The sequence below is a fragment of the uncultured Ferrovibrio sp. genome (assembly GCF_937960835.1).
Classification (GTDB): Bacteria; Pseudomonadota; Alphaproteobacteria; order Ferrovibrionales; family Ferrovibrionaceae; genus Ferrovibrio.
The window spans coordinates 43,094-64,393 of the sequence record NZ_CALGPC010000008.1 but is presented as its reverse complement, the minus strand read 5'-3'; the positions used below and the strand labels follow the sequence as shown (position 1 = coordinate 64,393).

The window sequence follows — 21,300 nt, the reverse complement described above, 5'->3', positions numbered from 1 at the left end:
ATTCGCCGCAGGTCTTCGCTAGAAGCGCAAAGCGGCGACCTCTGTGCCGACCAGAACGCGCAGCGGCTCGGATTTGCCGCGAATGGTGATTGTGGCCTGCTGCCAGCCCGCCGTCTTTGCATCGGCAATGCCGGCGCGCTCGGCCACCTCTTCGGAAATGACAAGCTCGGCGCCGAATTCCTTTGTCGCGCTTTCAAGGCGGCTGGCGGTATTCACCGCATCGCCGACTGCTGTCAGATGCAAGGCTGCGCCATGACCCATCTCGCCGACGATGGCCGGGCCGCAGTGAATGCCGATCCCGAGCTTCAGGCTCTGGCCGAGATCGCCCTTTAGCGCTTCGTTCAGCTTACTCAAAGCCGCCGCCATGCGGCGCGCGGCATTCAGTGCGCGGCGGCAGCCTTCATCGGCGCCTTCATCGATGCCGAACAGGGCCATCACGCCGTCGCCGATGAATTTGTCGAGCCGACCGCCGGCGGCGTCGACCGCTTCGCCCATCGCCTTGAAATACTGATTCAGCAAAAACACCACATCGTAAGGCAGGCGGCCTTCGGATAGCTTGGTGAAGCCGCGCAGATCGGCGAACAGGATGGCGATGCGCCGCTCGGAACCCTGGGCATGGCTGGCGGCGCCATAGGCGATCTTCGGCAGCACGCCGGCGGGCAGCAGAGGCACCACGGCAATGTCGCCGCGCGGGCGGATCTGGCAGGCCAGCCGCACGCCGGGCGCGGCCTGCACGCGCTCCAGCACACGTGCCTCCGCTGCATCGGGCGGCGGCAATAACGCAGCGCCAGGACCGAAGATGCGCACACGGCAGGTCGAACAGCGGCCCTGTCCGTCGCAGATGGAGGCATGCGGATAACCGATTGCGCGGCTTGCCTCCAGAATGCTGACGCTGCCGCCCGCACCGCGATAGCGTCGGCCGTCCGGATAGGAAATCGCAAGGCTGCCACCGCGCCGCTGAAGCAGCAGCTTCGCCAGACGCCAGGCGAGGCCGATGGCCAGCAAAGCCGTCATGGTCCAGTAGGCGCTCTGCGTGAAGGCAGCGGTGAATTCGCCGGCAACCGGTCCCGGCCAGTTCAGCTCGCGGCGGAACTGCTCAAGCCATGCGGGCTGCTGCATCAGATGCGCAACCTCGCGTCCGCCCGATACGAAGCCCAGCATCGCCAGTGCCGGCAGCAGCAAAGCGGCAGCATAGAGAAATGGCCAGCCGCGCTGATAGAATGGCTTCATGCGCAGCCAGTAATAGACGCCGATGCAGCCATGGCCCCAGGCGATCAGCACCAGCAGGTTCTGTTTCAGGCCCAGCAGAGGCTGCTCGACGAACAGCACGATCAGCACATAGGCGTAAGAGACATTAAGCCCCAGAGCTGCCTCGCTCGCCCGCGTGCCGAAGATATGCTCGACCACCAAAGGCGGAATGCACAGGCCGAGCAGCAATTGCGTCCAGCCCTGCCAGTGGATGCGGCGGTAATGGCCGCGGCGCAGCCAGCTGAAGCCGGCAAGCAGCGGATGCAGCACGGCTGCGCCATAGAGCAGGATGGTCGCCGGCCAGGTATGCCACAGCGCGCCGTAAAGCCGGTTGCCGGCATTCATCGCGTCCAGGCTGATCAGGCCCAGCGCATGGTTGAGCAGATGCGTGATGAGAAACGTGAACAGCACCAGGCCGGAAGCAAGCTTGGTCCGGCTGTAGATCTGCTTCCAGTTTGCGCCTTTGGCGCCTGGTGCGGCGGCCATGCCGCAGCCTAGGCGGCTGCGGTTTGTCCGTCCAGCTTCCGCTGCTGCAGATCCGGCGCGAACAGCAGCTCCAGATAGTTGCGGTAATGGCGGAACTGCGCGGCAACGGCTTTGGGATCGCGGTTCACTTTCGACAGGATATAGGCGCCCTCGATCACCGCCAGTCCCATTTCCGCCAGGCCATCGGCGGTAACGGGCAGGCGCGGGGGATACAGCGCGATCACCTGCCTCAGCTTGCCCGCCACGCGCCCGGCCCAGTCGCTGAAGGCGCGGCGCACGATATCCATCGTGGTGTCGTCGAAAAGCTGCGCCTCGTAGCAATAGGAGGCATAGAGGCAGCCGGGGAAAGGCGCGGTCAGCTTGGCCATTTCCTCTTCATACAAACCGATGCAGATCAGCACCTGCTGCAAAGGGTCGCGGCTCAGCGTCTCGGCGCGGGCGAGCAGTTCTTCCAGATGCGCCGCGTCGCGCTCCGCATCGCGCAGCACCAGGGCATGGGCGAGCTCGGCCTTGCTTTTGAAATGATAGAAGAATGCGCCCTTGGTCAGACCCGCCTTGGCGATCACGGTGTCGACCGAGGTGGCCGAGAAGCCGGCCTGCAGGATGAGTTCCTGGGCGGCATCCATGATGGCGGTGCGGGTGGCGGCGGCGTCACGAGCCATATGAATCCCTATAATCTACTGACCGGTCGGTATAACAATTTCGTGATCGCAATCCGCCCGGCCTCCTGCCTCTTCGCGAAAATCTAGGGCAATCAATCAGAAAAGGGAAGAGTCCGGACGAAATCCGGGTTTACTAATACCTTGACCGGCGACCCTGGAATCCATATACCCCCTGCGCCGCTAAACATACCAACCAGTCGGTATGTTTATTGGAACGATTCCAAGGAGCTTGAGCGCCGTATGGCGCAACCCCGTGAGCAAACAGTCAAAACATCTGGTCAGGAGGGCGTAACGATGATGAAGGACAACCGCGGCGACACGGTCAGCGGCGCGAGCCGTGAAGCGGTCGCGTTATTCGAGCAGGCCCTGTCGGGCTTCCATTGCTATCACGGCAATCCGTTCGAGCCGCTGGATGCGGCGATTGCCGCCGCACCGGATTTCGCCATGGCCCATGCCATGCGCGCGCATCTGTTCCTGTCCGGCACCGAGGCGGCCGGGCTTGCGCCGGCGCGGGAGGCGATCGACGCCGCCAGGCGCTGCGCCCGCACCGACCGCGAATATCTGCATGTCGCCGCCGCGACGGCCTTGGCCGATGGCCGCTATGAGGAGGCTGCGGAGAAGTTCGAGGATATCCTGCTGGCCTATCCGCGCGATGCGCTGGCGCTGCAGATGGCGCATCTGTTCGACTTCTATCGCGGCGATGCCCGCAACCTGCGCGACCGCATCGTGCGCGTGTTGCCGAACTGGTCGGCGGATTTGCCGAACTATCATGCGGTGCTCGGGATGCTGGCTTTCGGCCTTGAGGAATGCGGCGAATACGGCAAGGCCGAAGAGGCCGGTCGCCGCGCCTGCGAACTCAATCCCAAGGATGCCTGGGCACATCATGCGGTCTGCCATGTAATGGAGATGCGGGGGCGTGTCGACGAGGGCATCCGCTGGGCGCGCGACCGCATGGCCGACTGGGCGCCGGACAACATGATGGCGGTGCATAACTGGTGGCATCTGGCACTGTATCATCTCGAGCGCGACGAGATCGACACGGTGCTGGAGCTTTACGACCAGAGCATCCGTGGCGGCAAATCGACCGTGGTGCTCGACATGATCGATGCGTCGGCAATGCTGTGGCGCCTGCATCTGCGCGGCATCGAGGTCGGCGCGGCGCGCTGGGCCGAGATCGCCGATGCCTGGGCGCCGCTAGTGCAGGACGGCTTCTATGCCTTCAACGACGTGCATGGCCTGATCAGCTTCCTCGGCGCAGGCCGCAAGGATCTGGTCGAGCAGCAGATGGCGAGCCTGCAGCGTTCAGCCATCGAAGGAAAGGGCAGCAACGCGGCGATGGCGGCGCAGGTCGGCCTGCCGGTGGCGGAAGCGCTGATCGCCTTCGCCGAAGGCCGCTATGCGCAGACGATCAGCCGGTTGCGGCCGGTGCGCGCGATTGCGCATCGCTTCGGCGGCAGCCATGCACAGCGCGATCTGCTGGAGCTGACCCTGATCGAGGCGGCGCGGCGCGCCAATGACGTGGCGCTGGTGCGCGCCCTGGCGGCTGAACGGCTGCGCGTTAAGCCGGCCAGCCCGCTGGCGCAGCGCTACCGCTTCTTCGCCGCGGACAAGATCGCGGCTTAAGCCATGGATGCGGGCTCAGTGTTGACGCCGACCATCAGGCGAGACTGAGCCCGCATCGGTTTGCAACACCGGTAGGACCGCTCATTGCAGCGAAAACATTTCGGCTGACGAATTCCGTAAAGCTTGCCTGTAGCGGTCCGCCACATGGCGGGTGTTGGAGGATGCCGCCGGGTGACGCCGCTGCAACCTCCCCTAAGGGTCGTGGGGAAAAAATCGCCCTCGTCGAATAGGAATCGCCTTACTTTTCCCCTGTTTTGGGGTTGTATTCGGAGAAGGGCCACCTATGTTTTCTCGGAAAACCGAGAAATTTGGCAATTACCCCACCATCCTGTCCCCTCCAGGCGGATCAAAGTAGGCTGATGATTGAGAATGCGTCCCCCCACCGGACCGGGAATTTGCCCGCGCCGCCGCCCGCGCCGCATCGGAACTGGGCGCTGTTCCTGGATGTCGACGGCACCCTTCTCGATATCGCCGCCCATCCCAGTGCGGTGACCGTGCCGCCGGGGCTGCGCGAGCATCTCGCCCTGCTTGAACAGGTTCTGGACGGCGCGCTGGCGCTTGTCTCCGGCCGGCCGCTGGATGATCTCGACCGGCTGTTCGATCCTTTGCGGCTGCCGGCTTCGGGCCAGCATGGCGGCGAATGGCGGCCCCAGCCGCACCTGCCGCGCGAAGTCGTCGCCCGCCGCACCATTCCAGAACGGCTCCGCCAGGCGGCGGAATCCCTGCGCGATCTCGATCCTGGCATCATCGTCGAACAGAAAAGCCACGCGCTCGCGGTGCATTACCGCCATGCGCCATCGCTCGGCCCGGATATCGGCGCGCGGCTGGAACATGCGCTGTATGGCATCGAAGGTCTGATCCTGTTGCCCGGCAAGCTGGTCTGGGAAGTCAAGGATGCCGCCCAGTCGAAAGGCACCGCGGTCGAGCGTTTCATGGCGGAGCCCCGCTTTGCCGGCCGCATCCCGGTTTTCATCGGCGACGACACCACCGATGTCGACGGCTTCCGCGCCGTAGAGGCTATGGGCGGGATGGCCCTGCCGGTGGGCGCGCTGATCCAGCCGGGCCGGCCGGGCTTCACCGATGCCGCCGCGGTGCGTGCCTGGCTTGCCGAGTTTGCTTCATCTGCTGCCGGAGCCGATCGATGACCGAACGCCGTTCCGCCCCCGACGCCGCCAGCCAGTCCCATGCCACCCGTTTGCAAAGCGATCTCAATCTCGGCGTGATCGGCAATTCCGTGGTTGCCGCGCTGATCGACCGCCATGCCAATATCGTCTGGCATTGCGTGCCGCGCATGGACGGCGATCCGGTGCTGTGCCGTCTGCTCGAGCCGAAATTCGAAGATGACGGCGTCATGTCGGTGGAACTGCGCGGCATGGTGGAGTCCAAGCAGCGCTATATCGACAACACGGCGGTTCTGACCACCGAACTGACCGATGCGCAGGGCGGCTGCATCCGCATCATCGATTTCGCGCCGCGCTTCAAGCAGTACGACCGCATGTATCGCCCGGCGATGCTGATGCGCCGCATTGAGCCGGTAGCCGGCGCGCCGGTGATCCGCATCCGGGTGCGGCCGCTTTTCGATTACGGCTCGCTTCAGGCCAGCCGCACCCTGGGCAGCAACCATATCCGCTTCACGGCGCCTGGCGCTGCGATCCGCCTGACCACCGACGCGCCGATCGCCTTCGTCGACAGCGAAAGCGAATTCGTCCTCACCCATCCGGTGACGCTGATCCTCGGGCCGGATGAGAGCTTCACGGCCTCGGTGCAGCACATCAGCCGCGAGTTTCTGGAGCGCACCATCGAATACTGGGTGGAAGACTGGGTGCGCTATCTCTCGGTGCCGTTCGAATATCAGGATGCGGTGATCCGCGCGGCGATCACCCTCAAGCTCTGTTCCTGCGAAGAGACCGGCGCCATCGTTGCGGCGCTCACCACCTCGATCCCCGAAGCGGCGAACACGCCGCGCACCTGGGATTATCGCTATTGCTGGATGCGCGATGCCTATTTCGTCGTGCAGGCGCTGAACCGGCTCGGCGCCACCAAGACGATGGAGGATTTCCTGCGCTACATCACCACCGTGGTGGCGCAGCATCCGGGCGAGGAGCTGCAGCCGGTCTATGGCATCGTGCCGGGCTCCTCGATGGAAGAACGCACGATCACGAGCCTGCGCGGCTATCGCGGCATGGGACCGGTGCGGGTCGGCAATGCCGCCTTCGCCCAGCGCCAGAACGATACCTATGGCAGCATCGTGCTGGCGGCAGCGCAGATGTTCTTCGATCACCGCCTGCCGCATCGCGGCGATGCCGCGCTGTTCCGCCAGCTGGAAGGCCTGGGCGAGAAGGCGGCGGCGCTGGCGCTGGTGCCCGATGCGGGCCTGTGGGAATTCCGCGGCCGCGAACGGGTGCATACGCATTCCGCCGCGATGTGCTGGGCGGCCTGCCGCCGGCTTGCCAAGATTGCCGGCGTGCTGGGACTTGAGGATCGCGGCGCCTATTGGCGCGAACATGCCGACCGCATCCGCAAGGCGATTCTGGAGCAGGCCTGGAATCCGCATCGCAACAGCTTCGTCGAAAGCTTCGGCGGACAGGATCTCGATGCCTCGCTGCTGCTGCTGCAGGAAATCGGCTTTGTCGCGGCCGACGATCCGCGTTTCATTGGCACGCTCGATGCGATCACGCAGGAGCTTCGCCGCGGCAATCATCTGATGCGCTATGTGGCACCCGACGATTTCGGGCAGCCGCATACCGCCTTTACCATCTGCACATTCTGGTATATCGACGCGCTGGCCGCCTGCGGGCGGCGTGACGAGGCGCGGGCGATCTTTGAGACGCTGCTGGCCTCGCGCAATCATCTTGGCATGCTGTCGGAGGATATCGATCCGCGCGACGGCACGTTGTGGGGCAATTTCCCGCAGACCTATTCGATGGTGGGACTGATCGTCTGCGCCATGCGCTTGTCCAAATCCTGGGAGGAATCGTTTTGGCGCGGCTCGTAATCGTTTCCAACCGGGTGTCGATGCCGCGCGAGCGTCTGTCCCGCGCGGGCGGTCTGGCGGTCGCGCTGCGCGAGGCGCTGAATCAGTATGGCGGCCTGTGGTTCGGCTGGAGCGGCGAGACCGTCGCCGAGCCGAGCAACGAGCCGCGCCGCGCCCGCCAGGGCAAGGTCGATTTCGCGGTGATCGATCTCAGCCCGGAAGAGCATCAGCAATTCTATCTCGAATTCGCCAATTCGATCCTCTGGCCGCTTTGCCACTACCGGCTCGGCCTGATCGATTTCCGCCGCGCCGCCTGGGACGGCTATCTCGCCGTCAATGACCGTTTCGCGGAAGTGCTCAGCAAGCTGCTGCGTCCTGACGACATCGTCTGGGTGCACGATTATCATTTCATCCCGCTGGCAGCCGCCTTGCGGCGCCGGGGGCTGGCCAACAAGATCGGCTTCTTTCTGCATATCCCTTTTCCGGCGCCGGAAGTGCTGGCGGCCTTGCCGGGACACGAGCGCCTGGTGCGCGATCTCTGCGCCTATGATCTGGTCGGCTTCCAGACCAAGACCGACATGCGGGCGCTGACCGAATACATCCTCCACGAAGCCAATGGGCAGGTGGGCGACGATGGCCATGTGCTGGCTTTCGGCCGCAGCCTGAGGGTGGGCGCCTTTCCCATCGGCATCGACACCGAGGATTTCGCGCGGCTGGGCGAGCAGGCGCAGAACAGTCTCGATGCCCAGCGCCTGCGCGACAGCCTCGGCGACCGCAAGCTGGTGCTGGGCGTCGACCGGCTCGATTATTCCAAAGGCATCCCGCAGCGTTTCGATGCCTTCTACAACATGCTCAGCAAGCATCCGGAATGGCGGGGCAAGGTCACCTTCATGCAGATCGCGCCGATTTCGCGCGGCGAGGTGACGCAATACCGCAAGCTGCGCGGCGAGCTTGATGCGCTCACCGGCCGCATCAACGGCAAATTCGCCGAATTCGACTGGGCGCCGGTGCGGTACTTGAACAAGTCCTTTCCGCGCAACCAGCTCGCCGCCTTCTACCGCATCGCCGCCGTCGGCCTGGTCACGCCGCTGCGCGACGGCATGAATCTGGTGGCCAAGGAATATGTCGCCGCGCAGAACCCGGAAGATCCCGGCGTGCTGATCCTGTCGCGCTTTGCCGGCGCGGTGCGCGAGATGGGCGGCGCGGTGATCGTCAATCCCTACGATCCAGAGCAGGTGGCCGAAGCCCTTGTGCGGGCGCTGAGCATGCCGCTGGACGAGCGGCGGCAGCGCTGGCAGTACAACATGGACGTCCTGCGCGCCAATACCATTACTCACTGGCGCGAAAGCTTCCTCAAAGCCCTGCAGGCCTGACCCGTTCAACGCTTAATTGACGACTTCCTCCCTCGGCATATTAGTTGACAAAAGCAACTAATCTGTTGACGATAGCAACAATTAAAGCTGGGAGGGGATCATGCCGGCAAAAAACCGCACACCCCAGAAGCAACCGGAAACAGCGGACATCGCAGCGCAGATCGAGCGCATGCGCCGCTTCAACCGGTTCTATACGCAGAAGATCGGCGTGCTGGAGGACCAAAAGCTCTATGCCTCCTTCTCGCTGACCGAAACCCGCATCCTCTACGAGCTGGCGCATCGCGAGCGCGTCACGGCCAGCGATCTCGTTCGCGATCTTGGCCTCGATGCCGGCTATCTCAGCCGCATGCTGCGCGGCTTCGCCAAGAAGGGGCTGATTGCCAAGAAGCCGGATAAGAAGGATGCGCGCCAGAGTCTGCTCACGCTGACGCCTGCCGGCCGCAAGACCTTCGCGCCGCTGGAAGAAGCATCGCGCCGCGTTCTGCGGCCGCTGCTGGAGCGCTTGAGCGAGTCCGACCGCGCCCGCGTCATCGCTGCGATGGAGACGATCGAAAGCCTGCTGGGCGATGCTCGCGCGCCGAAAGCCTTCATCCTGCGCCCGCACCGGGCCGGCGATATCGGCTGGATGGTGCAGAAGCATGGCGAGATCTACGCCCAGGAATATGGCTGGGACAGCAGCTTCGAAGCCCTTGCGGCGGAAGTCGGCGCAGAATTCCTGCGCAAATTCGACCCGGCTTGCGAACGCGCCTGGATGGCCGAGGTCGACGGCGAGCGGGTCGGCTGCGTCTTTCTGATCCGCAAATCCGCAACTGTCGCCAAGCTGCGCGTACTGCTGGTCGATCCGAAAGCCAGGGGCCTGGGCGTGGGCCGCGCGCTGGTCAACGAATGCATCCAGTTTGCGCGCCAGGCCGGCTATTCCAAGATTACGCTGTGGACCAATTCGGTGCTGACCGCCGCCCGCAACATCTACAGGAAGGCCGGCTTCACACTGGTCAAAAGCGAGAAGCACCACAGCTTCGGCAAGGACCTGGTCGGCGAGACCTGGGAACTGGCCTTATGAAGATCGCACCTTTGGCCGCCGCCTCGGTCGGCATTCAGGTCGGCGCGGCGATGGTGGCGACGCGCTTCGTTGTCGGCGAAAGCGGTCCGGCTACGCTTGCAATGATGCGCTATGCCATCGGTGCGCTCTGCCTGCTGCCGCTGTTGCACTGGCAGAAGCAGCCGATGCGCTTCGCCCGGCGCGACATCCTGCCGATCGCGGGGCTTGGCATCGTGCAGTTCGGCGTGCTGATCGCGCTGCTCAATTACGGGCTTTCGCATGTTTCGGCGGCGCGCGCCGCCCTGCTCTTTGCCTGCTTTCCGCTGCTTACCATGATCGTCGCTGCCCTGCTGGGCCGCGAAAGCCTGACCTGGGCGAAGACGGCGGGTGTGCTGCTGACCATTGCCGGCGTCGCGCTGGCGCTGGGCGAGAAGGTCTTTGCCGCCGCCAGCGCCGATCACTGGATCGGCGAAGCAGCCGTTCTGCTGGCGGCGCTCTGCGGCGCGGTCTGCAGCGTGCTGTACCGGCCTTATCTGCAGCGCTACCCGACCTTGCCGGTCGGCGCCTTCGCCATGCTGGCCAGCGTCGGCTTCCTGGCGCTGCTGGCCGCTTATGAGGGCGCCTTCACCACCTGGAGCGGCTATTCGGCCCCGGGCTGGGCGGCCGTCATCTTCATCGGGATCAGCAGCGGCCTCTTCTATTTCATCTGGCTGTGGGCCCTGCGCCATACCTCGCCGACCCGGGTGACGATCTTCCTAGGGCTCAGCCCCGTCACGGCCGCTCTGCTCGGCACGCTTTTGCTGGACGAGCCCTTCACCATGCCGCTGGCGGCGGGTCTGCTGCTGGTGCTTGCCGGCCTGTGGCTGGCCCATCGGCCAAAGGCCCGGAGCGCCAGCGCATAAAAAAAACCGGCCAGAGCTGGCCGGTTTTTTGAATCTTTTGAGCAAAAATCGGCGCTTTTACGCCGAGAGCTGCTGCTTGGCGGTCTCCAGGAATTCCGCCAGCTTGGTGCGGACGCGATGCTCCGAGATGTCCACGTTCTTGGCTTTCAGATCGCCCATCACCTTGCGGACCACATCGTCATCGCCGGCTTCCTCAAGATCGGCCGCCACGACCTCCTTGGCATAGGCCTCGGCGGCGTCGCCGGTCAGGCCGAGCTGCTCGGCCACCCACAGGCCCAGCAGCTTGTTGCGTCGCGCGGTCGCCTTAAACGCCAGCTCCTCGTCATGGGCATGCTTCTTCTCGAAGGCATCCTTGCGGTCATCGAAGGTGGTCATCCGGGCCTCGCGTCAATCTGAAGTCAGGTGGCCCGTTATATAGTGGTCCGGCGGGGTTTGCCGCAAGTCTCGGTGGCCCTGCCCGGTCTCGCGGCATTTCGTCGCGGAAAACCGCCCTTTGGCCTGGCGGGACCCCGGCGCTTTTCGGGGCCGTCGGAGGCCCTGGGCCGATTGCGGCGCAGCCCCCCTTGCGCTATCTAGAGGCCAGCAATTCCGCGCTTCCCCCAAACAGGCTACGGGTGTGCCATGACGCGCCGCAGACAGGTCTATGAGGGCAAGGCGAAGGTCCTGTTCGAAGGGCCGGAACCTGGCACTCTGGTTCAGTATTTCAAGGACGACGCGACCGCGTTCAACAACAAGAAGAAAGGCACCATCACCGGCAAGGGGGTGCTGAACAACCGGATTTCCGAATACCTGATGATCCGGCTGGGCGAGGTGGGCATTCCGACCCATTTCGTGCGGCGCCTCAACATGCGCGAGCAGCTGATCAAGGAAGTCGAGATCATCCCGCTCGAAGTGGTGGTGCGCAATGTCGCCGCCGGCTCGCTGGCGACCCGGCTGGGTGTTGCCGAAGGCACCATGCTGCCGCGCTCCATCGTCGAGTTCTATTACAAGAACGACGAGCTCGGCGATCCGATGGTTTCGGAAGAGCACATCACCTGCTTCGGCTGGGCCAATCCCCAGGAGATCGACGAGATCATGCATCTCGCGCTCCGCATCAACGATTTCCTGTCCGGTCTGTTCCTCGGCATCGGCATCCGTCTGGTCGACTTCAAGCTGGAATTCGGCCGCTGGTGGCAGAACGACGAGATGCGCATCATCCTGGCCGACGAGATCAGCCCGGACAGTGCGCGGCTGTGGGATCTGAAGACCAACGAAAAGATGGACAAGGACCGCTTCCGCCGCGATCTCGGCAATGTCGCCGAGGCCTATCAGGAAGTGGCCCGCCGCCTCGGCATCCTGCCGGAAGGCGGCCCGCGCGACATCAAGGGCCCCGACACCATGCAGTAAGGCGCCGCAAGCGCCGTGAGATACGCGGCGGCCGCCTCATCACCGGCCGCCGCTTTCATTTGAAGGAAGGATTGTACACTCCATGAAAGCCCGCGTTCATGTCAGCCTGAAGAATGGCGTCCTCGATCCGCAGGGCAAGGCGATCGGCCAGGCGCTGCATTCGCTCGGCTTCGCCGATGTGGGCGAGGTTCGCCAGGGCAAGCTGATCGAGCTGGAACTGACCGGCGCGCTGGCCGCCAAGCCCAAGGCCGAGATCGAAGCGGCCGTGAAGGAAATGGCGCAGAAGCTGCTCGCCAACACCGTGATCGAGAATTACTCGGTGGAGCTGGTCGGCTAGCGATGCGACTTTTATCGTCGTGCCCGCGCAAGCGGGCATCCAGATTCCAGGCGCTGGATGTGGCCGCCTGGGCTCCCGCGGTTGCGGGAGCGACGAAGGAGCAGCTCCCATGAAAGCCGCCCTCATCACCTTCCCCGGTTCGAACCGCGAGCGCGACATGCGGCTTGCGCTGACCAAGGCCAATAACGGCAAGCCGCCGATCGATGTCTGGCATGGCGATGCCGATCTGCCGCCCGGCATTGATCTGATCGTGCTGCCCGGCGGATTTTCCTACGGCGACTATCTGCGCTGCGGCGCCATGGCGGCGCATTCGCCGATCATGCGCGAGGTCAAGAAGCGCGCCGATCAGGGCGTGCGCGTGCTGGCGGTATGCAACGGCTTCCAGATCGCCTGCGAGGCCGGCCTGCTGCCCGGCACGCTGATCACCAATGCCAGCCTGAAATTCATCTGCAAGGAAGTGAACCTGCGCGTCGAAACGACCGCAAGCGACTTCACCCGCAAATACCGCAAGGGCCAGACGATCCGCGTGCCGGTGGCGCATCACGACGGCAACTACACCGCCGACGAAGACACGCTGAAAAAGCTGGAAGATCAGGATCGCATCGCCTTCCGCTATGCCGATGCGCTCGGCAATGTCGCGCCGGAGACCAATCTGAACGGCTCGGTGCGCAACATCGCCGGCGTCTATAACGAAAAGAAGACGGTGCTCGGCCTGATGCCGCATCCGGAAGACGCCACCGATCCGCTTTGCGGCGGCACCGACGGCATGGGCCTGTTTGAATCGATTGCGGAGAGTTTGGCGTGAGCGAGGCCAAGAAATCAGCCGTGAAATATCCCGACGACCTGATGGGTCTGACGCGCGAGGAATACGACCGCGTTCTGGAGATCATGGGCCGCGAGCCCAACCAGGTCGAGCTTGGCATCTTCTCGGTGATGTGGTCGGAGCATTGCTCCTACAAATCCTCGAAGAAGTGGCTCAAGACCCTGCCGACCAAGGCGCCCTGGGTGATTCAGGGGCCGGGCGAGAATGCCGGCGTGATCGATATCGGCGACGGGCTGGCCGCCATCTTCAAGATGGAAAGCCACAACCATCCGTCCTTCATCGAACCCTATCAGGGTGCGGCGACCGGCGTCGGCGGCATCCTGCGCGACGTCTTCACCATGGGCGCGCGTCCCGTCGCCAACCTGAATGCGCTGCGCTTCGGCTCGCCTGATCATCCGAAGACCCGGCATCTGGTCTCCGGTGTGGTGCATGGCATCGGCGGCTACGGCAACTGCGTCGGCGTGCCGACCGTGGCCGGCGAGGTGAATTTCCACCCGAGCTACAACGGCAACATCCTGGTCAACGCCATGACCGTTGGTCTGGCGAAGAAAGACAAGATCTTCTATTCGGCCGCCGCGGGCTTAGGCAATCCGGTCGTCTATGTCGGCTCCAAGACGGGACGCGACGGCATCCATGGCGCCACCATGGCCTCGGCTGAGTTTACCGATGACTCGGAAGAGAAGCGCCCCACCGTGCAGGTCGGCGATCCCTTTACCGAGAAGCTGCTGATCGAAGCCTGCCTGGAACTGATGGCCACCGACGCCATCGTCGCGATCCAGGATATGGGCGCGGCCGGCCTGACCTCGTCGTCTTTTGAGATGGCGTCGAAGGGCGGCATGGGCATCGAGATCGATCTCGACAAGGTGCCAGCCCGCGAAGCCGGCATGACGCCGTTCGAATTCATGCTCTCCGAAAGCCAGGAGCGCATGCTGATGGTGCTCAAGCCCGGCAGCGAAAAGCTCGCGGAAGACATCTTCCGCAAATGGGAGCTCGATTTCGCCGTCATCGGCCATCTGACCGATACCGGCCGCATGGTGCTGCGCTTCAAGGGCGAGAAGGTCGGCGATCTGCCGATTGATCCGCTGGCGCAGGCTTCGCCCGAATACGACCGTCCCTGGGTGAAGACCCCGCCGCAGAAGCCGCTCGGCAAGGTCAATCATCCGCTGCCGCTCACCGAGGCACTGCTCAAGATCGTCGGCAGCCCCGACATGTGCTCGCGCCGCTGGATCTGGGAGCAGTACGACTATCTGGTGCGTGGCGATACGGCGCAGGTTCCCGGCGGCGATGCGGCCGTGGTGCGCGTCGAGGATCACCCGAAGAAGGCGCTGGCGATGACGGTCGACTGCACGCCGCGCTACTGCTTCGCCGATCCGGTCGAAGGCGGCAAGCAGGCGGTGGCCGAAACCTGGCGCAACCTCACCGCTGTCGGCGCCCGTCCGCTGGCGATCACCGACAACATGAATTTCGGCAATCCCGAACGCCCCGACATTATGGGGCAGTTCGTCGGCGCGGTCGAAGGCATCCGCGAAGCCTGCCTGGCGCTGGATTACCCGGTCGTCTCGGGCAATGTGTCGCTCTACAACGAGACCAACGGCAAGGGCATCCTGCCGACCCCGGCGATTGGCGGCGTCGGCGTGCTCGACGATGTCGCGCAGATGGCGACGCTGGCCTTCAAGCTGCCGGGCGAGACGATCCTGCTGATCGGCCAAACCCGCGGCCATCTTGGCCAGTCGATCTACCTGCGCGAGATCTGCGGCCAGGAAGCCGGCCCGCCTCCGCCGGTCGATCTCAAGGCCGAGCGCATCAATGGCGATGCCGTGCGCATGCTGATCCAGAAGGGCATGGTATCGGCCGTGCATGACTGCTCCGATGGCGGCCTCGCCGTCGCCTTGGCGGAAATGGCCATGGCGGGCGGCATGGGCGCCGAGGTCACGCTGCCGCCGGGCGATGCCTTCGAGATCGCTTTTGGCGAGGATCAGGCGCGCTATGTCGTCACCTGCCCCTCCGACAAGGCGGAAGCCGTTCTGGCCGCCGCCGAAGCCGCCGGCGCCCCGGTGGTCAGGCTCGGCCTGACCGGCGGCGATGCGTTGACCTTTGCCGGCCAGGGCACCATATCGGTCCAGGCGTTGCGCCAGGCCCATGAAGACTGGCTGCCGCGCTACATGGCCGGAGAGCTCTAAGGCCACGACTGGCGACAAGACAACTTGCGAAAAGACAAAGACGGCTCGCTGACGAGGGATTAACACCGATGGCAATGGATGCCACCGAAATCGAGAAGATGATCAAGGAAGCCCTGCCGGATGCGCAGGTCCGCATCGACGATCTGCGCGGCGACGGTGATCATTACGCCGCCACCGTGATCTCGGCGGCGTTCGCGGGCAAGACCCGGGTGCAGCAGCACCAGATGGTCTATGCCGCGCTCAAAGGGCGCATGGGCGGCCAGCTGCATGCCCTGTCCCTGACCACGCAAACTCCTTAAACTCCGACCAGAGGACCGATCGCCATGAGCGAGAAGGAACAGACATTCGAACGTATCCGCGAGGAGCTGGCCAGCTCCGACATCGTGCTGTTCATGAAGGGCACGCCGGTTTTCCCGCAATGCGGCTTCTCGGCAACGGTGGTGCAGGTGCTGTCGCGCCTTGGCGTGAAGTTCAAGGGCATCGACATTCTCGCCGACCCCGCCCTGCGCACCTATCTGAAGGAATTCTCCGACTGGCCGACCTTCCCGCAGCTTTACGTGAAGGGCGAGTTTGTCGGCGGCTGCGACATCGTGCGCGAGATGTACACCTCCGGCGAGCTGCAGGATTATCTCAAGCAGAAGGGTATCGCCTATCAGGAAGCCTGATGGGTGGACGGCGTCATTGCCGGATACTGCTTTGAATCTGTCATCGATATGCCGCTGCCTTCACCGGCAGCGGCATGTCTGTTTCTGATGCCCGATTTCTGATGCCCGATGCATTAAGTCGTGAAATAAGCCGGAGAAATTGGGTTGAGTTGCAGGGCATGGCTGAAGTAAGTCTCCCCTGTCATTGATTGCCTGTCATTGATTGACTGTCGTTGACTGCCGAGGGCCGCCATGCCGCACACCGCTGCCGAAAAGCTGATCCATGCCTATTACGATGCCTTCAACCGCAAGGATATCGAGGGCTTTCTCAGCCTGCTCACCGACGATGTGGTGCACGACATCAATCAGGGTGGCCGCGAGATCGGCAAGGAGAAGTTCCGCGCCTTTCTGGAGCGCATGAACCGCTCCTATGAGGAGAAGATTGTTGACATCTTCGTCATGACCAATGAAGACGGCAGCCGCGCCGCCGCCGAATTCACCGTGCTTGGCGTCTATCTGGAAACCGACGAAGGACTGCCGCCGGCGGAAGGCCAGCGCTACACCCTGCCGGCCGGAGCCTTCTTCGAGATCCGCGACGGAAAGGTGGCGCGGATTTCCAACAACTACAATCTGAACGACTGGCTGAAGCAGGTCAGCGGATGACCGGGACGGCCCTCCGCGTCGCCCGCTTCACCGGCGACGAGATGCGGGCACGGCTGGACGATCTGGCACGGCTGCGTATCGAGGTTTTCCGTGCCTGGCCTTACCTCTATGAAGGCTCGCTGGATTACGAGCGCCATTATCTGGCGCGCTATGCCGCGGCCCGCACCGGCACCATCGTGGTCGCGATGGACGGCGAAACCATCGTCGGCGCTTCCACGGCGCTGGCGCTGGAGGAAGAGGCCGATTTCGTCCAGGCGCCGTTCCGCCAGGCCGGTATGGATATTTCGAAGATCTTCTATTTCGGCGAGTCCGTACTGCTGCCGCAATATCGCGGCCATGGCATCGGCGTGACGTTCTTCACCGAGCGCGAAGCGGCCGCGAAAGGCTTCGGCTATCCGGTCTGCTGCTTCTGCGCGGTGCAGCGGCCGGACGATCATCCGCTGAAGCCGAAGGATTACCAGCCGCTCGATGATTTCTGGACCAGGCGCGGCTATCGCAAGCGGCCGGATCTGGTTTCGACCTTTACCTGGCAGGATATCGGCGAGACAAAAGAAACCGCCAAGCCGATGGTCTATTGGATGAAGGAGTTGCAGTCTTGAGCAGCCTGCGCATTGCCAGCGCGCAATATCCGATCGGCCGCTTCGACAGCTTCGCTGCCTGGCATGCCCATGTTGCCGACTGGGTGGCTGGCGCGGCGGGCCAGGGTGCGGAGCTTTTGCTGTTTCCCGAATACGGCGCGATGGAGCTTGCCTCCATGCTGCCCGAAGCGCTGCAGCGCGATCTTACGGCGCAGATTTCGGCGCTACAGGATTATCACCAGGATTTCGTCGCCACCTTCGCCGAGCTGGCCAAGCGTCATGACGTGCATATCGTCGCACCCAGCCTGCCGGTCGCGGTCGGCAATCAGGTGCGCAACCGCGCCTATCTGCTCAGCCCCAATGGCGCCATCGGCTTTCAGGAGAAGCGCCAGATGACGCGCTTCGAGCGCGAAGTCTGGGGCATTTATGGCGGCGACGAGCTGAAGGTGTTCGACATTGCGGGCAAGACCGGCAATGTCCGCATCGGCATCGCGATCTGCTACGACATCGAATTCCCGCTGATCGCCCATGCCATGTCGGCGGCCGGCGCCGATCTGATCCTGGCGCCAAGCTGCACGGATACGATGGCGGGCGCCAACCGCGTGCAGGTTGGCGCCCGCGCCCGCGCCCTGGAAAACCAGGTCTATGTCGCCGTCTCGCCCACCGTGGGCCTGGCGGAATGGTCGCTGGCGGTGGATGTGAATGTCGGCTGGGCCAGCATCCTGGCGACGCCGGATCGCGGTTTCCCCGATGATGGCGTGATCGCGCGCGGCGAACTGAGCCAGCCGGGCTGGATTCATGCGGAGCTTGATTTTGCCGCTTTGAAAGCAGCACGCGAAGAAACCGAAGTCTTTACCCGCAAGGACTGGGACGGGCAGGACAAGCCTTCGCTCGAAGTCACCGCCATCAAGCTTTGAGCTTGAGCCGCCTCATCGCCTGCGCTTTGATGCCGGGCGATGTTTTTCCATCACTGCCGGCGCAGTCCGCCGCTCGATGCCTTCGTGGACTGCTTCTGGTCCTATGAAGGCGGTAAGGCCGCGCATAAGCAGGAACGTGTGCTGCCCAGCGGCACGGTGCAGATCGTCATCAGCCTGCGCGACGAGTTGGCGGCAAAAGGAGGAGAACCGATGACCGCCAGACATATTCCGCCCCGCTACAACAGCCTCAGCCCCTATCTCACCGTCTCCGGCGCGGATCGCCTGCTGGATTTCCTGAAAACGGTCTTCGATGCCGAGGTGATCGACGATGTCCGCGACAATGGCCGCATCACCCATGCGGCGGTGCGGATTGCCGAAGGCGTGGTGGAGCTGTCGGATGCGACCGAACAATGGGGGCCGATGCCGGGCGCGATCCATATCTATGTGCCCGATGTGGACGCTACCTATTGCCGGGCCCTGGCGGCCGGCGCGAAGTCGCTGTTTGAGCCGGCCGATATGTATTACGGCGAGCGCGGCGCGGGTGTGCAGGATATGTGCGGCAACAACTGGTATCTTGCCACCTTCCAGAAGGTGCTGTCGCCCGAGGAGATGGAGCGCCGCAAAGCCGAATGGCAGGCGAAGCAGAAGGTATGATCAGGGCGGCGTGTAATGCCGCCCGGCTTTCCACGCCGCCAGCGCGAGTTCCACCGGCTTGAAAAGCGGCTGCGGCAGTGCATCGAGGCTGTACCAGCCCCATTCCGCGATCTTGTGCGGCTCCAGCACCTGCGGCTCGCCGGGCTCGACTTCGTCGGCAATGAACTGGATGTCCACGTAATGCCGGTCATAGGCGAGAATGTTGTGCAGGCAGAGGAAGCTCAGGCGCCGCACGATCAGGCCACTTTCCTCGCGCACTTCGCGGATCGCGCATTCCTCGAAGCTTTCGCCATATTCCAGATGGCCGCCGCACCAGGAATAGCTGCCATCGCCATGGCTGTTGCGGCGCCGGCCCAGCAGGATCCTGTCGCCGCGTCGGATCATCACGCCGATGCCGACTTTGGGATACGGATTAACAGAAGAAGGCTCAGTCATGCTGCGCTCCGGTCGGTAGTGTCTCAGTTTGAAGCCATTGCTTATCAATGGGATGCTTGACCGGTGATGCATCTTAGCCGGAACCGCTATATATTAGCCGGTATGGCTAAGACCCCGAAAAGACCCCGCGACCCAAACCAGCTTGCCAAGCTCATTACTGACTTGGCTACAGGTGAGGCCGGCGAAACGCCGGGCAGCCCCGCGAATGGCAAGAACCCAGCTGCTGTGGCGTTAGGCAGACTCGGTGGCTTGAAAGGTGGCAAAGCACGATCCGAGGCAATGACCCCGGAGCGGCGCAAGGAAGTAGCCAAATTGGCTGCAAAGAAACGCTGGTCTAAGCAATTGATTGTGAAGAAGAATTAATTTTCTTCGCGCAAAAAGCGGAATCCTCATTGACGCTTTCGCGTAGGCCCGGGTAAATATCGGTCTGCGAGTGTCACTGAGGACGAAAAATGAGCGACAATACAGCTTCGGCCATGGCGGAAGCGCGAGGCCCGCAGCCGACTAGAAAGCTGCCCACTACTCGCGCCGGTTTCAGCAAACAAATGGACGCCCTTCGAGCCTATGCGCTTCTTAGCAGCAATGGCTCGTTGCCGGTGCGCTATCCGAAGGTTGGCGAAACCATAAAAATGCACGAGAGCAACGTCTCGTCGATGAACCCATTTTTCTTGGATAACGGCTTCATCGAGAAGCAGGGGAACGGCTATATCCCCCACCCTGCGGTGCTGGAATTTAACCGAGCATATTCCTGGAACCCGGAAACCGCCGCGCAAAAGCTAGCGCCGCTGCTACGTGAAACTTGGTTCGCCCAGGTTCTTATGCATCGCTTGTCCTTCCGGGCCATGCCTGAGGACGAGGCAATTGAGCACCTCGCTTCTGCGTGCAACGCCGGGCCGGATGCTAAACTGTCTTTGCGGCTCATCATTGATTACATGGAAGCCGGAGGTCTTATTCGCCGCGAAAATGGCGCGTTGGTTGCCATTCATGCAGCACCCACTGGCCCAGCGGAACCCGAGCGTCCCCAAGTTTTGCAGGCACCTGCACAGCCTGCCCAATCGCCGCCTCCCGCAAGCATGGCTGACGCAATGAAAGCGGGCGCCATAAATTTCCAGATCAGCGTCAGCGTAGATATGGCGCAGATTTCGACTTGGCCCGCGGATCGCATTGCCTCGTTTTTCAGCGGCATAGCGCAGGTTATCGCGGCGCAGCAGAAAAAGGACGGATAACGAAATTGGGACCGGCTAGGAGGACGTTGCGAGTATCTCTAGCCGATCCCGTTTGTCGAGTGCGGATTTGGTCAATCCGCAGAACCATCCAACGGGGGCTAGGCCCCGCTAGGAGGAAGGCCATGTGGCGTATGGCCCGTACATTATAAGTAAGGGCTTCCGTGGCCATGGACAGGGTGACTACCTGTCCATGGCCACGACCCTATCAAATTATTGATTTCGCTTACAATTCTTTTCTCTTCGCATGGGATTTTGCATTCGTTTGCGTATTACGCAAATTCGTATTGACAATGCAAAACCGCTCAAGCATATTGTTCAGTATGAACAGGCTGGACATCAGGAAGCGTGCCCAAATCCTCGGCCTCCTCATTGAAGGCAACAGCCTCCGTGCCACGTCCCGACTGGCTGACGTGTCGATCAATACGGTGACGAAGCTGCTGGTGGACGTGGGCGCGGCCTGCGCTCGCTATCAGGACGAAGCTTTCCGCAGCCTCACCTGCAAGAGTATTCAGGTCGATGAAATTTGGAGCTTCGTCTACGCGAAGCAGCGCAGCCTGCCGTCTGCAAAGGCCGCCCCTATCGGTTCCGGCGACGTGTGGACGTGGACCGCCATTGACCCGGAAACCAAGCTGGTGCCGTCCTGGCTGGTCTCAGATCGCACGCAGGAAGCCGCTATCGAGTTTCTTACGGATCTGCATAGCCGCATGGCTGACAGCATCCAGCTTACCAGCGACGGCCATACGGCCTACGCGGGCGCGGTTGATATCGTGTTTAAGGGTGATGTGGATTACGGCCAGCTTGTGAAGTCGTACACGCAGACCATTGAAGGCCAGCGCCGCTATAGCCCGCCGCGTTGTACTGGTGCAAAGCGCCACGCTGTTGAAGGCGCGCCGGATATGCAGCACGTCAGCACCACCATTTCCGAGCGGCAGAACCTGACCATGCGTATGTCCATGCGCCGGTTCACGCGCCTGACCAATGCATTCTCAAAGAAGGTCGAGAACCACGGCCACGCGATTGCACTGCATTTTATGTTTTACAATTTCGGGCGCATCCATAAGAGCCTGCGCGTCACACCTGCCATGCAGGCAGGCGTCGCAGATCACGTTTGGACACTTGAAGAGATTGCGGCGCTGGTCGAATAAAAATT

23 protein-coding genes are annotated in these 21,300 nt (G+C 62.9%); 19 read left to right on the top strand and 4 right to left on the bottom strand.

All coding sequences use genetic code 11. From position 1 onward, the window contains the following. Positions 1-18: 18 nt before the first annotated feature. Positions 19-1,734 carry an adenylate/guanylate cyclase domain-containing protein gene (locus Q0603_RS08205; RefSeq protein WP_298724476.1) on the bottom strand — a complete coding sequence of 572 codons (1,716 nt, stop codon included), beginning with the start codon at positions 1,732-1,734 and terminating at the stop codon, positions 19-21. An 8-nt stretch (positions 1,735-1,742) separates the two neighbouring features. Further along, positions 1,743-2,396, bottom strand: a complete 654-nt coding sequence (locus Q0603_RS08200) for a TetR/AcrR family transcriptional regulator (protein ID WP_298724474.1) — start codon at positions 2,394-2,396, stop codon at positions 1,743-1,745. 294 nt (positions 2,397-2,690) lie between these two features. On the opposite strand from Q0603_RS08200, the gene Q0603_RS08195 reads away from it, so the two are divergent. The 6 genes from Q0603_RS08195 (at position 2,691) to Q0603_RS08170 (ending at position 10,307) form a co-directional block, all read left to right on the top strand. Continuing rightward, positions 2,691-4,019 carry a tetratricopeptide repeat protein gene (locus Q0603_RS08195; protein ID WP_298724472.1) on the top strand — a complete coding sequence of 443 codons (1,329 nt, stop codon included), beginning with the start codon at positions 2,691-2,693 and terminating at the stop codon, positions 4,017-4,019. 395 nt (positions 4,020-4,414) lie between these two features. Next, the gene (gene otsB / locus Q0603_RS08190; protein ID WP_298724470.1) at positions 4,415-5,164 is read left to right on the top strand and encodes a trehalose-phosphatase; all 750 of its coding nucleotides are present in this window, start codon (positions 4,415-4,417) and stop codon (positions 5,162-5,164) included. Further along, positions 5,161-7,014, top strand: a complete 1,854-nt coding sequence (locus Q0603_RS08185) for a glycoside hydrolase family 15 protein (RefSeq protein ID WP_298724468.1) — start codon at positions 5,161-5,163, stop codon at positions 7,012-7,014. Before otsB ends, Q0603_RS08185 begins: the two co-directional genes overlap by 4 nt. Then, positions 6,999-8,366, top strand: a complete 1,368-nt coding sequence (gene otsA, locus Q0603_RS08180) for an alpha,alpha-trehalose-phosphate synthase (UDP-forming) (protein WP_298724466.1) — start codon at positions 6,999-7,001, stop codon at positions 8,364-8,366. The genes Q0603_RS08185 and otsA overlap by 16 nt, the downstream gene beginning before the upstream one ends. A 100-nt stretch (positions 8,367-8,466) precedes the next feature. After that, positions 8,467-9,426, top strand: a complete 960-nt coding sequence (locus Q0603_RS08175; RefSeq protein WP_298724464.1) for a bifunctional helix-turn-helix transcriptional regulator/GNAT family N-acetyltransferase — start codon at positions 8,467-8,469, stop codon at positions 9,424-9,426. Beyond that, the gene (locus Q0603_RS08170) at positions 9,423-10,307 is read left to right on the top strand and encodes a DMT family transporter (RefSeq protein ID WP_298724462.1); all 885 of its coding nucleotides are present in this window, start codon (positions 9,423-9,425) and stop codon (positions 10,305-10,307) included. The genes Q0603_RS08175 and Q0603_RS08170 overlap by 4 nt, the downstream gene beginning before the upstream one ends. A 57-nt stretch (positions 10,308-10,364) precedes the next feature. Here the strand turns inward: Q0603_RS08170 and Q0603_RS08165 are convergent, their stop codons facing one another. Continuing rightward, the gene (locus Q0603_RS08165; RefSeq protein ID WP_298724460.1) at positions 10,365-10,682 is read right to left on the bottom strand and encodes a DUF1476 domain-containing protein; all 318 of its coding nucleotides are present in this window, start codon (positions 10,680-10,682) and stop codon (positions 10,365-10,367) included. 246 nt (positions 10,683-10,928) lie between these two features. Here Q0603_RS08165 and purC point away from each other — a divergent pair, with 246 nt between their 5' ends. From purC to Q0603_RS08115, 10 genes are all read left to right on the top strand, one after another. Then, positions 10,929-11,693: a phosphoribosylaminoimidazolesuccinocarboxamide synthase gene (gene purC, locus Q0603_RS08160; protein ID WP_298724458.1), complete on the top strand. Its 765-nt coding sequence runs from the start codon at positions 10,929-10,931 to the stop codon at positions 11,691-11,693. Positions 11,694-11,775: 82 nt separating this feature from the next. Next, positions 11,776-12,030 (top strand): phosphoribosylformylglycinamidine synthase subunit PurS, encoded by a 255-nt coding sequence (purS, locus tag Q0603_RS08155; protein ID WP_298724457.1) that lies wholly within the window; start codon positions 11,776-11,778, stop codon positions 12,028-12,030. Positions 12,031-12,139: 109 nt separating this feature from the next. After that, a complete protein-coding gene (purQ, locus tag Q0603_RS08150) occupies positions 12,140-12,835 on the top strand; it encodes a phosphoribosylformylglycinamidine synthase subunit PurQ (protein WP_298724456.1) in 696 nt (231 codons plus the stop codon). 41 nt (positions 12,836-12,876) lie between these two features. Then, positions 12,877-15,033, top strand: coding sequence for a phosphoribosylformylglycinamidine synthase subunit PurL (gene purL, locus Q0603_RS08145; RefSeq protein ID WP_298724523.1), 2,157 nt, complete (start codon positions 12,877-12,879; stop codon positions 15,031-15,033). A 68-nt stretch (positions 15,034-15,101) separates the two neighbouring features. After that, the gene (locus Q0603_RS08140) at positions 15,102-15,332 is read left to right on the top strand and encodes a BolA family transcriptional regulator (RefSeq protein WP_298724455.1); all 231 of its coding nucleotides are present in this window, start codon (positions 15,102-15,104) and stop codon (positions 15,330-15,332) included. Between the two features lie 24 nt (positions 15,333-15,356). Beyond that, positions 15,357-15,698, top strand: a complete 342-nt coding sequence (grxD, locus tag Q0603_RS08135; RefSeq protein ID WP_298724454.1) for a Grx4 family monothiol glutaredoxin — start codon at positions 15,357-15,359, stop codon at positions 15,696-15,698. A 231-nt stretch (positions 15,699-15,929) separates the two neighbouring features. Next, the gene (locus tag Q0603_RS08130; protein WP_298724452.1) at positions 15,930-16,340 is read left to right on the top strand and encodes a ketosteroid isomerase-related protein; all 411 of its coding nucleotides are present in this window, start codon (positions 15,930-15,932) and stop codon (positions 16,338-16,340) included. Beyond that, a complete protein-coding gene (locus Q0603_RS08125; protein ID WP_298724450.1) occupies positions 16,337-16,939 on the top strand; it encodes a GNAT family N-acetyltransferase in 603 nt (200 codons plus the stop codon). The genes Q0603_RS08130 and Q0603_RS08125 overlap by 4 nt, the downstream gene beginning before the upstream one ends. Further along, positions 16,936-17,835: a carbon-nitrogen hydrolase family protein gene (locus tag Q0603_RS08120; protein ID WP_298724448.1), complete on the top strand. Its 900-nt coding sequence runs from the start codon at positions 16,936-16,938 to the stop codon at positions 17,833-17,835. The genes Q0603_RS08125 and Q0603_RS08120 overlap by 4 nt, the downstream gene beginning before the upstream one ends. Before the next feature lie 39 nt (positions 17,836-17,874). Beyond that, entirely contained in the window at positions 17,875-18,489 is a 615-nt protein-coding gene (locus tag Q0603_RS08115) for a VOC family protein (RefSeq protein ID WP_298724446.1), read from the top strand. Here the strand turns inward: Q0603_RS08115 and Q0603_RS08110 are convergent, their stop codons facing one another. After that, positions 18,490-18,924, bottom strand: coding sequence for an NUDIX domain-containing protein (locus Q0603_RS08110; protein ID WP_298724444.1), 435 nt, complete (start codon positions 18,922-18,924; stop codon positions 18,490-18,492). It lies immediately after the preceding gene. Between the two features lie 63 nt (positions 18,925-18,987). Here Q0603_RS08110 and Q0603_RS08105 point away from each other — a divergent pair, with 63 nt between their 5' ends. The 3 genes from Q0603_RS08105 to Q0603_RS08095 all read left to right on the top strand — a co-directional run bounded on the left by Q0603_RS08105 (position 18,988) and on the right by Q0603_RS08095 (position 21,295). After that, on the top strand, positions 18,988-19,287 hold the full coding sequence (locus Q0603_RS08105) for a hypothetical protein (RefSeq protein WP_298724442.1): 300 nt from the start codon (positions 18,988-18,990) through the stop codon (positions 19,285-19,287). An 89-nt stretch (positions 19,288-19,376) separates the two neighbouring features. Further along, complete coding sequence (locus Q0603_RS08100) at positions 19,377-20,150, top strand: hypothetical protein (protein ID WP_298724440.1); 774 nt, start codon at positions 19,377-19,379, stop codon at positions 20,148-20,150. 320 nt (positions 20,151-20,470) lie between these two features. Beyond that, positions 20,471-21,295 (top strand): IS1 family transposase, encoded by an 825-nt coding sequence (locus Q0603_RS08095; protein WP_298724438.1) that lies wholly within the window; start codon positions 20,471-20,473, stop codon positions 21,293-21,295. Positions 21,296-21,300 lie beyond the last annotated feature (5 nt).